This window comes from Streptomyces sp. NPDC007162 (genome assembly GCF_040634175.1).
In the GTDB taxonomy this organism is placed as follows: domain Bacteria; phylum Actinomycetota; class Actinomycetes; order Streptomycetales; family Streptomycetaceae; genus Streptomyces.
This window is the reverse complement of record NZ_JBEYFC010000041.1, coordinates 1-12,997: the sequence shown is the minus strand read 5'-3', so window position 1 is coordinate 12,997 and position 12,997 is coordinate 1. Positions and strand designations below refer to the sequence as shown.

12 protein-coding genes are annotated in these 12,997 nt (G+C 71.1%); 10 read left to right on the top strand and 2 right to left on the bottom strand.

Annotated elements, in window-relative coordinates; all coding sequences use genetic code 11:
• The first annotated feature begins 18 nt into the window (after positions 1 to 18).
• The 4 genes from ABZ646_RS07515 (at position 19) to ilvD (ending at position 4,446) form a co-directional block, all read left to right on the top strand.
• Positions 19 to 951, top strand: a complete 933-nt coding sequence (locus ABZ646_RS07515) for a Ppx/GppA phosphatase family protein (RefSeq protein WP_360514048.1) — start codon at positions 19 to 21, stop codon at positions 949 to 951.
• 87 nt (positions 952 to 1,038) lie between these two features.
• Positions 1,039 to 1,869: a sugar phosphate isomerase/epimerase gene (locus ABZ646_RS07510; protein WP_360514045.1), complete on the top strand. Its 831-nt coding sequence runs from the start codon at positions 1,039 to 1,041 to the stop codon at positions 1,867 to 1,869.
• Positions 1,866 to 2,483: a TetR family transcriptional regulator gene (locus tag ABZ646_RS07505; protein ID WP_360514042.1), complete on the top strand. Its 618-nt coding sequence runs from the start codon at positions 1,866 to 1,868 to the stop codon at positions 2,481 to 2,483. The genes ABZ646_RS07510 and ABZ646_RS07505 overlap by 4 nt, the downstream gene beginning before the upstream one ends.
• A gap of 109 nt (positions 2,484 to 2,592) precedes the next feature.
• Positions 2,593 to 4,446, top strand: coding sequence for a dihydroxy-acid dehydratase (gene ilvD / locus ABZ646_RS07500; RefSeq protein WP_360514039.1), 1,854 nt, complete (start codon positions 2,593 to 2,595; stop codon positions 4,444 to 4,446).
• A gap of 64 nt (positions 4,447 to 4,510) precedes the next feature.
• Here ilvD and ABZ646_RS07495 read toward each other — a convergent pair whose 3' ends face one another.
• The gene (locus ABZ646_RS07495) at positions 4,511 to 6,631 is read right to left on the bottom strand and encodes a serine/threonine-protein kinase (RefSeq protein WP_360514036.1); all 2,121 of its coding nucleotides are present in this window, start codon (positions 6,629 to 6,631) and stop codon (positions 4,511 to 4,513) included.
• 180 nt (positions 6,632 to 6,811) lie between these two features.
• On the opposite strand from ABZ646_RS07495, the gene ABZ646_RS07490 reads away from it, so the two are divergent.
• The 6 genes from ABZ646_RS07490 to proC all read left to right on the top strand — a co-directional run bounded on the left by ABZ646_RS07490 (position 6,812) and on the right by proC (position 11,210).
• Positions 6,812 to 7,132, top strand: coding sequence for an SH3 domain-containing protein (locus ABZ646_RS07490; RefSeq protein ID WP_360514033.1), 321 nt, complete (start codon positions 6,812 to 6,814; stop codon positions 7,130 to 7,132).
• A gap of 51 nt (positions 7,133 to 7,183) precedes the next feature.
• On the top strand, positions 7,184 to 7,690 hold the full coding sequence (locus tag ABZ646_RS07485; RefSeq protein ID WP_360514030.1) for an EamA/RhaT family transporter: 507 nt from the start codon (positions 7,184 to 7,186) through the stop codon (positions 7,688 to 7,690).
• A gap of 85 nt (positions 7,691 to 7,775) precedes the next feature.
• Complete coding sequence (locus tag ABZ646_RS07480; RefSeq protein WP_360514027.1) at positions 7,776 to 8,573, top strand: class I SAM-dependent methyltransferase; 798 nt, start codon at positions 7,776 to 7,778, stop codon at positions 8,571 to 8,573.
• 133 nt (positions 8,574 to 8,706) lie between these two features.
• A complete protein-coding gene (locus ABZ646_RS07475) occupies positions 8,707 to 9,516 on the top strand; it encodes an ABC transporter ATP-binding protein (RefSeq protein ID WP_360514024.1) in 810 nt (269 codons plus the stop codon).
• Positions 9,513 to 10,295, top strand: a complete 783-nt coding sequence (locus ABZ646_RS07470) for an ABC transporter permease (protein WP_360514022.1) — start codon at positions 9,513 to 9,515, stop codon at positions 10,293 to 10,295. Before ABZ646_RS07475 ends, ABZ646_RS07470 begins: the two co-directional genes overlap by 4 nt.
• Before the next feature lie 102 nt (positions 10,296 to 10,397).
• A complete protein-coding gene (gene proC / locus ABZ646_RS07465) occupies positions 10,398 to 11,210 on the top strand; it encodes a pyrroline-5-carboxylate reductase (protein WP_360514019.1) in 813 nt (270 codons plus the stop codon).
• Between the two features lie 49 nt (positions 11,211 to 11,259).
• Here the strand turns inward: proC and trpS are convergent, their stop codons facing one another.
• Positions 11,260 to 12,306, bottom strand: a complete 1,047-nt coding sequence (gene trpS, locus ABZ646_RS07460; protein ID WP_360514016.1) for a tryptophan--tRNA ligase — start codon at positions 12,304 to 12,306, stop codon at positions 11,260 to 11,262.
• Positions 12,307 to 12,997: the final 691 nt, after the last annotated feature.

The window sequence follows — 12,997 nt, the reverse complement described above, 5'->3', positions numbered from 1 at the left end:
TTCCGTACAGTTCCGTACATGAGACTCGGTGTCCTCGACGTGGGATCTAACACGGTGCATCTGCTGGTGGTGGATGCACACCCCGGCGCGCGCCCGCTGCCGGCGCACTCGCACAAGTCGGAGTTGCGCCTCGCCCAACTCCTCGACGGCAACGGCGCGATCGGCCCCGACGGGGTCGAGAAACTGGTCGGTGTCGTCAAGGACGCCCTGCAGGCCGCCGAGGACAAGGGCGTCGAGGATCTGCTGCCCTTCGCCACCTCCGCCGTACGCGAGGCCAGCAACGCCGACGACGTCCTCGCGCGCGTGCAGGCCGAGACCGGCGTCGAGCTCCAGGTCCTCACCGGCTCCGAGGAGGCCCGGCTGACCTTCCTCGCGGTGCGCCGCTGGTTCGGCTGGTCCGCCGGAAAGCTGCTGGTCCTGGACATCGGCGGCGGCTCCCTGGAGGTCGCCTACGGCATCGACGAGGAACCGGACACGGCGGTCTCCCTCCCGCTCGGCGCCGGCCGGCTCACCGCGGGCTGGCTCCCCGGCGACCCGCCGGCCGCCGACGACATACGGGCCCTGCGCCGCCATGTACGCGCCGAGATCGCCCGCACGGTCGGCGAGTTCAGCCGCTTCGGCGCCCCGGACCACGTGGTCGCCACTTCCAAGACGTTCAAGCAGCTGGCCCGCATCGCCGGCGCGGCCCGTTCCGCCGAGGGCCTCTACGTGCAGCGCGAACTCAAACGGAACTCCCTGGAGACCTGGGTCCCGAGGCTCGCGGCCATGAACACGGCGCAGCGCTCCGCATTGCCGGGAGTGTCGGAGGGCCGGGCGAACCAGCTGGTGGCGGGCGCCCTGGTGGCGGAGGCCGCGATGGACCTGTTCGAGGTGGAGAGCGTGGAGGTCTGCCCGTGGGCGTTGCGGGAGGGCGTGATCCTGCGGCGGCTTGATCACATGGGTTCGGCGTAGCGCTCCGCGGGCGTCGCGCATGGCGGTGGTCACAACGGCGAGCAGCCGCCCCGTGCCCACCCGCCCGCACCCCGTAACCTGTCCCTCGTGGCAAATCCAAGGGACGTCGTCCGCATCCCGGATGCGAAGGTCGCGCTCTCCACGGCCTCCGTGTACCCGGAGTCGACGGCGACGGCCTTCGAGATCGCCGCACGCCTCGGCTACGACGGCGTGGAGGTCATGGTCTGGACCGACCCGGTCAGCCAGGACATCGAGGCCCTGCGCAGGCTCAGCGACTACCACCGCATCCCGATCCTCGCCGTGCACGCCCCCTGCCTGCTGATCACCCAGCGGGTCTGGTCCACCGACCCCTGGGTCAAGCTCCAGCGGGCCCGGGCCGCCGCCGAGAAGCTGGGCGCGAGCACGGTCGTCGTACACCCCCCGTTCCGCTGGCAGCGCCAGTACGCCCGCGACTTCGTCGAGGGGATCTGGCGGATGGCGAACGAGACGGACGTGCGGTTCGCGGTGGAGAACATGTACCCGTGGCGCTACCGCGACCGCGAGATGCTCGCGTACGCCCCCGACTGGGACGTCACGAAGGACGACTACCGGCACTTCACGATCGACCTCAGCCATGCCGCGACGTCCCGCGTGGACACCCTCGCCATGTTCGACCGCATGAGCGACCGGCTCGGCCACGTCCACCTCGCCGACGGCCGCGGCTCCGCCAAGGACGAGCACCTGGTGCCGGGACGCGGCACCCAGCCCTGCGCCGAGCTGCTGGAGCGGCTCGCGCTCACCGGCTTCGACGGGCATGTCGTCATCGAGGTCAACACCCGGCGCGCGATGTCCGGCGCGGAGCGCGAGGCCGACCTCGCGGAGGCCCTGGCCTTCACCCGCCTGCACCTGGCCTCCGCGGTGAAGGTGCCCCGCCGATGACCGACGCCGACCACGGCCCCGGCGCCCGCCGCCGTGGCCGCCCACCGCGCACCGAGTCGGCCGGCACCCGGGACCGTATCCTCGCCGCAGCCCGCGAGGAGTTCTCCGAACGGGGCTACGAGAAGACGTCCGTACGCGGTATCGCCAAGGCGGCCGGGGTCGACTCCGCCCTGGTCCACCACTACTTCGGCACCAAGGAACAGGTCTTCGAGGCCGCCGTCTCGGTCGCCTTCGCCCCCGCGCTGAACGCGCCCGCCGCGCTCGCCGACGGCCCGCCGGACGGCGTCGGCGAACGTCTGACCCGCTTCGTCCTCGGTGTCTGGGAGAACCCGACCACCCGTACGCCCCTGCTGGCGATCGTCCGCTCCGCCGTCAACAACGAGACCGCGGCCGCCGTCTTCCGCCGCCTGATCGCCACCCAGCTGCTGCGCCGGATCGCCGGACAGCTGGACCTCCCGGACGCGGAGCTGCGCGCCGAACTGGCGGCCGCGCAGCTGGTCGGCTGCGCGGTACTGCGCTATGTGATCAAGGTGGAGCCGTTGGCGTCGGCGGACCTGGAGCAGATCGTGGCGCGGGTCGCTCCGGTGGTGCAGGGGCACCTGACCGCTCCCTGACCCAGTCCCGCTGAGACATCCGTCCCGTATTTCGGACGGCGCGTCCCGAGCCGTGGGCAACGGGCGTACGCTCGTCAGCAGCCCTATCTGTCTGAAGGAGCGAGCGACGATGCCCGAGCTGAGGTCCCGCACAGTCACCCACGGTCGCAACATGGCGGGCGCCCGCGCCCTTATGCGCGCCTCCGGTGTACCCGGTGCGGACATCGGCCGGAAGCCGATCATCGCCGTCGCGAACTCCTTCACGGAGTTCGTGCCGGGCCACACCCACCTCCAGCCGGTCGGCCGGATCGTCTCCGAGGCGATCACGGAGGCCGGTGGCATCCCGCGCGAGTTCAACACGATCGCCGTGGACGACGGCATCGCGATGGGCCACGGCGGCATGCTGTACTCCCTGCCCTCCCGCGACCTGATCGCGGACTCGGTCGAGTACATGGTCGAGGCGCACTGCGCCGACGCCCTGGTCTGCATCTCCAACTGCGACAAGATCACCCCGGGCATGCTCATGGCCGCCCTGCGCCTGAACATCCCGACGGTCTTCGTCTCCGGCGGCCCCATGGAGGCCGGCCGCGCGACCCTGGTCGACGGCACGGTCCGCACCCTCGACCTCGTCGACGCGATCTCCGACGCGGTGAACGACAAGATCTCGGACGAGGACATCCTCCGGATCGAGGAGAACGCCTGTCCGACCTGCGGCAGCTGTTCCGGCATGTTCACCGCCAACTCGATGAACTGCCTGACGGAGGCGATCGGCCTCTCCCTCCCCGGCAACGGCTCGGTCCTGGCCACCCACACGGCCCGCAAGCAGTTGTACGTCGCCGCCGCGCGGACGGTCATGGACATCACCCGCCGCTACTACGAGCAGGACGACGACACGGTCCTGCCCCGCTCCGTCGCCACCTTCGCGGCCTTCGAGAACGCGATGGCGCTGGACATCGCGATGGGCGGCTCGACGAACACGATCCTGCACCTGCTGGCGGCCGCCCAGGAGGCGGGCGTCCCCTTCGGCCTGGAGCAGATCAACGAGGTGTCCCGCCGGGTCCCCTGCCTGGCGAAGGTCGCCCCGAACGTCGCGAAGACCCGCACCTACTACATGGAGGACGTGCACCGCGCCGGCGGCATCCCCGCCCTCCTCGGCGAACTGCACCGCGGCGGCCTCCTCAACGAGGACGTGCACTCCGTCCACAGCCCCTCCCTCGCGGACTGGCTGAAGACGTGGGACGTGCGCGGCGGTTCGCCCTCCCCGGAGGCCGTGGAACTGTGGCACGCGGCCCCCGGCTGCGTCCGCTCCGCCGAGGCCTTCTCCCAGTCCGAGCGCTGGGAGGCCCTGGACGAGGACGCGGCGGAAGGCTGCATCCGCAGTGTCGAGCACGCGTACTCCAAGGACGGCGGCCTCGCGGTCCTCAAGGGCAACCTCGCCGTCGACGGCTGCGTGGTGAAGACGGCCGGAGTCGACGAGTCCATCTGGACCTTCGAGGGCCCCGCGGTCGTCTGCGAGTCGCAGGAGGAGGCCGTCGAGAAGATCCTCAACAAGCAGGTCACCGACGGCGACGTCGTCGTGATCCGCTACGAGGGTCCCAAGGGCGGCCCCGGCATGCAGGAGATGCTCTACCCGACGTCCTTCCTCAAGGGCCGCGGCCTCGGCAAGACCTGCGCCCTGATCACCGACGGCCGCTTCTCCGGCGGCACGTCGGGCCTCTCCATTGGCCACGCCTCCCCCGAGGCGGCCTCCGGCGGCACCATCGCCCTCGTCGAGGACGGCGACCGCATCCGCATCGACATCCCGAACCGCACGATCGAGCTCCTCGTCGACGAGGCCGAGCTGTCCCGCCGCGAGCAGGCCCTGAACGGCGAGTACGCCCCGAAGAACCGCGAGCGCAAGGTCTCGGCGGCGCTCCGCGCCTACGCGGCGATGGCCACCAGCGCCGACAAGGGCGCGGTCCGCGACGTGTCGAAGCTGGGCTGAACCCCGGCACGCGACCAGGGGCCGCCTCCCGCACGGGAGCGGCCCCTGATCCGTCCCTACGACGTCACCAGTCCCGCGGATCCTTCGCGTCCACGGCGAAGACGGTGCCGTCGGGGGCGGTGGCGTAGATGTGGGCGGCGAGGATCAGCGGAGCCGACAGCGACGCCGTGACCTCACTCGCGTTCGCGCCGAGCCGCGCCGGGGTCTGGCCGACCAGGGTCCCCCTGCGGGCGTCGGCGGCGAGCAGGCGTCCGTCGGCCGCGGTGAAGTAGACGTACCGGCCGTCGGTCACGGGCGCCGAGCCCCGGCTCACCGAGGTCTGGAGCGCCCAGAGCTGCTTGCCGCTCTCGATGTCGACGGCTTCCAGCGAACCGCCGGCGGACAGCAGATAGACCACGTCACCGCGCACCGTGGCCCCCGGAGCCACCCGGGGCACGGGCAGCGCCACCCGACGGGTGGCCCCGGCCTCCGGCGTGTAGCGCACGACCCCGTCCGTCTCCCCGGCGGAGGTCCTCACGGACAGCAGGAACAGGGATCCGCCCGCACTGCCGACCGGCCGCAGATCCCCTGCCAGCCGGACCACCCAGCGCTCGGCGCCGGTGGCCGGATCGAGCGCGGTGACCACGGTGTGCGTCCCGTGGTCGGAGGTGCTGGTCGCGTAGACCAGCGGATCTCCGGCGAACGAGTCCAGGGACGGCGCGCCGCCGCCGGACAGGGGCCGGCTCCACCGGGTACGGCCGGAGCCGCTGTCCACGCCGCTGAGTACCCCGTCGGACCCGACGGCCAGCAGCATGCTCCTGGTGACCTCCAGGCTCTGGAACGCGGGAAGGTCCAGCGTCCAACGCGACGCACCCGAGGCGGGATCCAGGGCTTCGACATGCCGGCCCCCGTCCGTCGGCAACAGCAGCAGCCCACCCGACAGGAACGGCGAGCCGCTCGTACGCTCCTCCACGACCCTGTGCCGCCACAGCAGATGCCCGTCGGCAGGGTCGAGTGCGAAGGCCAGCCCCGACCGGAAACACAGCAACTTCCCGGCCCCGGCCACGCAGTGCGGCATCCCGGAGCCGTTCTTGGCCCCCGCGTCCGCCTGCCACGCCTCGAACGCGGTGGTGGAGCCGTGCCCGGTGCTGCCCGCGGGCTTCGGATCGCTGTCCCCGGGCCACAGCACAGAGCCGACCAGGCCGCCCAGGACCAGGACGCCCGACCCGGCGGCGAAGGCCACCCGCCGCCGGGTGGCCTGCCACGAACCTCGCACCTTCGGCTCCGGCGCGGCCGGGGGCCGCTCCTCCGGCGGGTCACCGACGCCGTCCTCGTCCTTGTCCCGCTGTGCCGGTATGAACGCCTGCGTGTCGTACGACGCGGCCAACGACCTGATCTCCCGCATCAGTTCATCGGGCGTCGGCCGGTCCTCGGGCTCCTTGGCGAGGCACCGCAGCACCAGCGGAGCCAACTCCTCCGGCACCCCGGTGATGTCCGGCTCGTCATGCACGACCTGGTAGGCGACGACATACGGACTGTCCGAGTCGAACGGCCCCCGCCCGGTCGACGCGTGCACCAGCACCGACCCCAGCGCGAAGATGTCCGCGGCAGGCCCCACCTCACGCGGCCGCCGGAACTGCTCGGGCGCCATGAACGGCGGGGTACCTATCAACTTTCCGGTCTCGGTGCGCAGTTCGCTGTCTTTCGGCCGGGAGATTCCGAAGTCGATGACCTTGGGACCGTCCTCGGCGAGCAGCACGTTGCTCGGCTTGAGATCCCGGTGCACCACGCCGACCCGGTGGATGTCGCCCAGCGCCTCCGCCAGCCCGGCCATCAGCCGGCGCAACTGGGCAGGTGCCATCGGACCGTTCCGCTTCACCTGCTCGGAGAGCGTCGGGCCGGGAATGAAGAGGGTGGCCATCCAGGGCCGTTCCGCCTCCGGATCGGCATCCACGACGGGGGCGGTGAAGGCGCCGCTCACCTTGCGCGCGGCGGCCACCTCCTGCCGGAAACGGCCCCTGAACTCACGGTCCTTGGCGAATTCGGCATGCACGATCTTCACCGCGAGCTTCAGTCCCGAGGTGCTGCGGGCCAGATGCACCACGCCCATGCCACCCGAGCCCAGGCAGGACTCCAGGCGGTAGTGCCCGGCGTACTCGGGAAGTTCCGCTTCCGCGCCCGCTCCGGTGTTGCGCTGTGGCGTCAAGGGACCACCCCCGTGCTGTTTCCGCGGAGCGCGACGCACGGAGCCTAGTCGATGACTCGTGCGACACAGAGGCGGCTTGCTAGCCTCCGCGTTCGAGTTGCGGACGGGTGTTTCGTGGCTCGATCCAGGGGAATCAACGGGACTCCATGGCGCTCATGGGTCCAGTGGGGGGAGCACCACATGTCTGTCGAGCACGCGCAGGAAGCCGGGAGCAACGGAGAGGACGCGGCCGTCACCGCGCTGGCGGCATCCGTCGCGACGTACGCGGTCGCGCCGGGCGTCCGCCTCAACGTCCGCAGCGGCCCCGGCACCAACTACAGCATCACGCGGACCCTGCCCGAGGGCACCCGCGTCCCCATCTTCTGCCAGACCCCCGGCACAACGGTCTCCGGCTACTACGGCACGTCGAACATCTGGGACAACATCGACAACGGCGAATACGTCTCGGACACCTACGTCCACACCGGCAGCGACGGCTACGTGGCCGACCGCTGCTCCTGACCTCGCACCCCGACCCGGAGCCCGCGGAGCCCCCGGCGCCATAATCGTCCCGTGAGCGACGAAACAGGCACCCCGGACAGCCCCGCGGGCTCCACCGGCGGCCCCCGCCCCGAGCCCCTCCGTTTCTTCGGCACGTCCTGGGTGCACCACGACGACGGCTACACCGCCCGCCGCATCGGCGTCGCCATCGGCTCGCTCGCCGCCGCCGTCGCCTCCTGCCTCATCCTGCGCCTCGCCTACGAGGGCGTGCAGCTCGCCGACACCGGAGCCTTCGTCACCGTCCTCGTCGTCGCGATGTTCGCCATCTGCAGCGCCCTCGCCTTCCGCAACACCTGGGACTCCTTCGGCAAGCGCCCCGACCCCGAACGCCAGGCCTCCCTGCGCGGCCTCCTCGCCATCGGCTTCGTCGGCTCCCTGCTCGCCTACTTCTTCCGCTCCCTCACCGAGGCCCCCGGGGAGAAACTCCACCGCGCCGAGTACGACACCGCCGTCCAGGAACACGAACGCCGCACCACCCGACGCACGGGCAACCCGTCGAAGAAGAAGCGGAAGCGCTGAGCCCGTACGCACGGTGCGGCCACCCGAGCCGCCCCCACTCGGAAATCCCCTGTCGTCCCCTGCCCCGCCCCGGGACGATGACCGCATGACCACAAGCCAGTCACGCCCCCCGGCCCCCACCCCCTCCCACGCCACCCGCGCCCACTCCTTCAACTCCGCCGCGGCCCAGTACGCCGCGAACCGCCCCTCCTACCCGTCCGCCCTGCTCGACGCCGTCGAGGAGGAGGCCGGCCGGTCCCTCACCGGGGCCAGGGCGGTCGACGTCGGCGCGGGCACCGGCATCGCGACCGCCCTGCTGCACGCGCGCGGCGCCGACGTGCTCGCGGTGGAGCCGGGGGAGGGCATGGCGGCGCAGTTCCGGGCCACCCTTCCCGACGTGCCGATCGTGCGCGGCAACGGCAACGCCCTCCCGCTCGCCGCCGACACCGCCGACTTCGTGACCTACGCCCAGGCCTGGCACTGGACCGACCCCGCCCGCTCCGTGCCGGAGGCGCTGCGCGTCCTGCGTCCCGGCGGCGCGCTGGCGCTGTGGTGGAACACCGACGCCGTCGACGTCGACTGGATCGTCGCCCAGAACGACCGGCTGAGCCGCTTCCTCGGCGTGGCCACCGCCGCCGAGAAGCGCAAGGCCGCCGACCGCACGGAGCTCGCCGACCCCAGCGGCCGCCTCCGCTTCACCCGCCGCGAGGTCCGCTGGAGCCGCCGCGTCTCCGTCGACACCCACCTCGCCAACATCGGCAGCCACTCGGCGTTCCTGGTCATCCCCGAGGACCGCCGTACCGCCTTCCTCACCGAGGAACGCGCCCACCTCCTGAAGGCCTTCCCGGACGCGGTCGTCGAGGAGACGTACGACGTCCTCCTGCTCGTCGCCCTCAACGACTGAGCCGCGCCGGGCGACGGGGCGGCGGCCGACGACCGGGGGCGACTGCTTCGGGATGCGGGTGCGGGTGGGTGAGGGCGGCGGTGCGCAGCCCCGCCCCTTGACGCCCCTGTCCCCCCGGCGCATTATTCATCGCATGGTGAATTACTCGCCGGAGCCGCCCCAGGCCCCCGGCAGCACAGCCCTGCCCCCCGCCGTCCAGGCCACCGGCCTCGCCGTCACCCGCGGCCCCCGCACCGTCCTGCGCGGCCTCGACTTCACCGTCCCCCGGGGGCAGATCACCGGTCTGCTCGGCCCCTCCGGCTGCGGCAAGTCGACCCTGATGCGATCGATCGTCGGCACCCAGGCCAAGGTCACCGGCACCCTGAACGTCCTCGGCAGCCCCGCCGGCCACCCCACCCTGCGCACCCGCATCGGCTACGTCACCCAAGCCCCCTCCGTCTACGACGACCTGACCGTCCGCCAGAACCTCGACTACTTCGGCTCCGTCCTCGACCCCGCCCGTCCCACCGCCGACCGCCGCACCGACGTCGAACGCGTCCTCGGCGAAGTCGACCTCACCAGCCACGCCGACGCCCTCGCCGGCAACCTCTCCGGCGGCCAGCGCAACCGCGTCTCCCTGGCCGTCGCCCTGCTCGGCGCCCCCGAACTCCTCGTCCTCGACGAACCCACCGTCGGCCTCGACCCCGTCCTGCGCCGCGACCTCTGGCAGCTCTTCCACACCATCGCCGCCGACCGCGGCGCCACCCTCCTCATCTCCTCCCACGTCATGGACGAGGCCGAGCGCTGCCACCGCCTCCTCCTCATGCGCGACGGCGAGATCCTCGCCGACGGCAGCCCCGAAGCCCTCCGCACCCGCACCGGCTCCGACACCGTCGAAGCCGCCTTCCTCCACCTCGTCGACACGGCGGCCGCCCAGTCCCGCGCAAAGGAAACGGCACGATGACCACCCGACAGGCGACCACCCCGGCCGCTCCCGTGAGCGTCCTCAACCTCTCCCGTACCACCGCCACCGCCGCCCGCGTCCTGCGCCAGCTCCGCCACGACCCCCGCACGATCGCGCTGCTGCTCCTCATCCCCTGCCTGATGCTGGTGCTGCTCCGCTACGTCTTCGACGGCAGCCCGCACACCTTCGACAGCATCGGCGCCTCGCTCCTCGGCATCTTCCCGCTCATCACCATGTTCCTGGTGACCTCCATCGCCACCCTCCGCGAACGCACCTCCGGCACCCTCGAACGCCTCCTCGCCATGCCCCTCGGCAAGGCCGACCTCATCGCCGGCTACGCCCTCGCCTTCGGCATCCTCGCCATCATCCAGTCGGCCCTCGCCACCGGCCTGGCCGTCTGGTTCCTGGGCCTCGACGTCACCGGCTCACCCTGGCTCCTGCTCCTGGTCGCCCTGCTCGACGCCCTGCTCGGCACGGCCCTCGGACTCTTCGTCTCGGCCTTCGCGGCCTCGGAATTCCAGGCGGTCCAGTTCATGCCCGCGGTGATCTTCCCCCAACTCCTCCTCTGCGGCCTCTTCACCCCTCGCTCCGACATGCACCCCGTCCTGGAAGCCGTCTCCGACGTCCTGCCCATGTCCTACGCCGTCGACGGCATGAACGAGGTCCTCCACCACACCGACATGACCACCGCCTTCGTCAGGGACATCCTGATCGTCGCCGGCTGTGCCCTGCTCGTCCTGGTCCTGGGAGCCGCCACCCTGAAGCGCCGCACGGCCTAGTGCCGCGGACGTCGGACCCGGGACGCGGCGAGGACACCGCCGCCCGTCCGTCCAGCGGACAGCCACCCCCGCCGTCCCGAATCCGGTGCCAGACTGAACCGCATGAGTCAGAAAGTCGCAGTCCTCGGCACCGGCAAGATCGGCGAAGCCCTGCTCAGCGGGATGATCCGCGGCGGCTGGGCACCCGCCGACCTCCTGGTCACCACCCGCCGCCCCGAACGCGCCGAAGAACTCCGCACCCGCCACGGAGTCACCCCGGTCACCAACGCCGAGGCCGCGAAGACCGCCGACACCCTGATCCTCACCGTCAAGCCCCAGGACATGGGCACCCTCCTCGACGAACTCGCCCCCCACCTGCCCGCCGACCGCCTCGTCATCAGCGGCGCCGCCGGCATCCCCACCTCCTTCTTCGAGGAGCGCCTCGCCCCGGGCACCCCGGTCGTCCGTGTCATGACCAACACCCCCGCCCTCGTCGACGAGGCGATGTCCGTCATCTCCGCCGGCAGCCACGCCACCGCAGCCCACCTCGCCCACGCCGAGGAGATCTTCGGCGCCGTCGGCAAGACGCTGCGCGTCCCCGAGTCCCAGCAGGACGCCTGCACCGCACTCTCCGGCTCGGGCCCGGCGTACTTCTTCTATCTGGTCGAGGCCATGACCGACGCCGGCATCCTGCTCGGCCTGCCCCGCGACAAGGCCCACGACCTGATCGTCCAGTCCGCGATCGGCGCCGCCGTGATGCTCCGGGACAGTGGCGAACACCCCGTCAAGCTCCGCGAGAACGTCACCTCCCCCGCCGGCACCACCATCAACGCCATCCGCGAACTGGAGAACCACGGCGTACGGGCAGCCCTCATCGCCGCCCTGGAGGCAGCCCGCGACCGCAGCCGCGAGCTGGCCTCCGGCAAGAAGGACTGAGGTCAAGAAGGAACCGAGAGGTCCGGACCGACCTCACGGGGACGGTGGTCTACCGCGCCGCGTTCAACGCCGGCCCCGGGGCGGCCGTCCCCGAGAAGGCTCCCGGCGGCAACAGCCCGATCGCCCGGTAAGCCGTATCGACGATCGGCCGGGCGATCGCCCGCGCCTTGTCCGCCCCATGCCGCAGCACCTCCTCCACATAACCCGGATCGGCACACAACTCCTTGTGCCTGGCCTGCACGGGTCCCAGCACCTCCACCACCGCCTCCGCGGTGGCCCGCTTCAGAGCGCCGTACGAATCGTGAACGGTTGCCAGTGACTCAGGGTTCCCGCCCGTGCACGCTGCGAGAATCTCCAGCAGGTTCGCGACCCCCGGCCGCTCCTCCCGGTCGTACACGACGTCCTGTCCGCTGTCGGTCACCGCGCGCATGACCTTCTTCCGGATCACGTCGGGTTCGTCGAGCAGATAGACGATCCCGGGCCCCGAGTCGTCGCTCTTCCCCATCTTCGACGTCGGATCCTGGAGGTTCATCACCCGCGCGGCCACGGTCGCCACCGTCGCCTTCGGCACCACGAACGTGTGCCCGTACCGCTGGTTGAACCGCACCGCCAGGTCCCGCGTCAGTTCCACGTGCTGCGTCTGGTCGTCGCCGACCGGAACCTCGTCCGCCCCGTACGCCAGGATGTCCGCCGCCATCAGCGCGGGATAGGTCAGGAGGGACAGCCGCACCCCGCGCCCCCGGGTCCCCTCGCTCGCGACCTTCTCCTTGTACTGGATCATCCGCCGCATCTCGCCGTCCGTCGCCACGCACTCCATGAGGTACGACAGCCGGGTGTGCTCATCGACGTGACTCTGCACGAACACCGTGCACAGCTCCGGATCCAGCCCCGCCGCCAGCAGCAGCGTCGCCGCCTGCCTGGTGAGCCTGCGCAACCGCGCAGGGTCGTGGTCCACGGTCATCCCGTGCAGATCGACGATGCAGAACACGGCGTCGGCCCGATGCTGGTCCACCGCGGCCCACTGCCGCATGGCCCCCAGGTAGTTCCCCAGGGTCAGGTGCCCGGTCGGCTTGATCCCGCTGAAGACCCGTGTCATTCCTTCTCCACCTCCTGGCCGGAGCCGCCGTCCCGGGCGGCCGGCCCTCAGGAGTTCCGGAGGGAGAAACACGAACGGCCGCCGAAGCGGCGGCCGTTGGATGCGTACGTGAGCGCGCGGCCGCCGTCAGGCGGCCCACCACTGCTGGGTACACGTACGCGTAGTCATGTCGTCCACCATACGTCGCCGGGCAGCCGTGCTGCCGCAAGTTGACACACCCCAACCGGATACGTACTGTTCTCCGAGTTGTCCGACGTGAGCGCCGACCCCGGTCGGTCCCCGGACAGCCATTCCGCAAGTACCAACCAGCGATCGGCGCCACGGTGTCGTGTTGCTTCGGCGTGCGTATTCGCGAAATGAGGAATCCACGTTCGAAAGGACGCGGCCCCCGATTAGCTCGGAGGTCGGGAATCCGCTAAAGTCTCACTCGTCGGAACGGCCCAACAGTCGGGATGACAACCCCCTCTGACGGGGAATCAGGGCCGAAAGGATCTGATAGAGTCGGAACCGCCGGAAAGGGAAACGCGAGAGCGGGAACCTGGAAAGCACCGAGGAAATCGGATCGAGAAAAGATCTGATAGAGTCGGAAACGCAAGACCGAAGGGAAGCCCGGAGGAAAGCCCGAGAGGGTGAGTACAAAGGAAGCGACCGTTCCTTGAGAACTCAACAGCGTGCCAAAAGTCAACGCCAG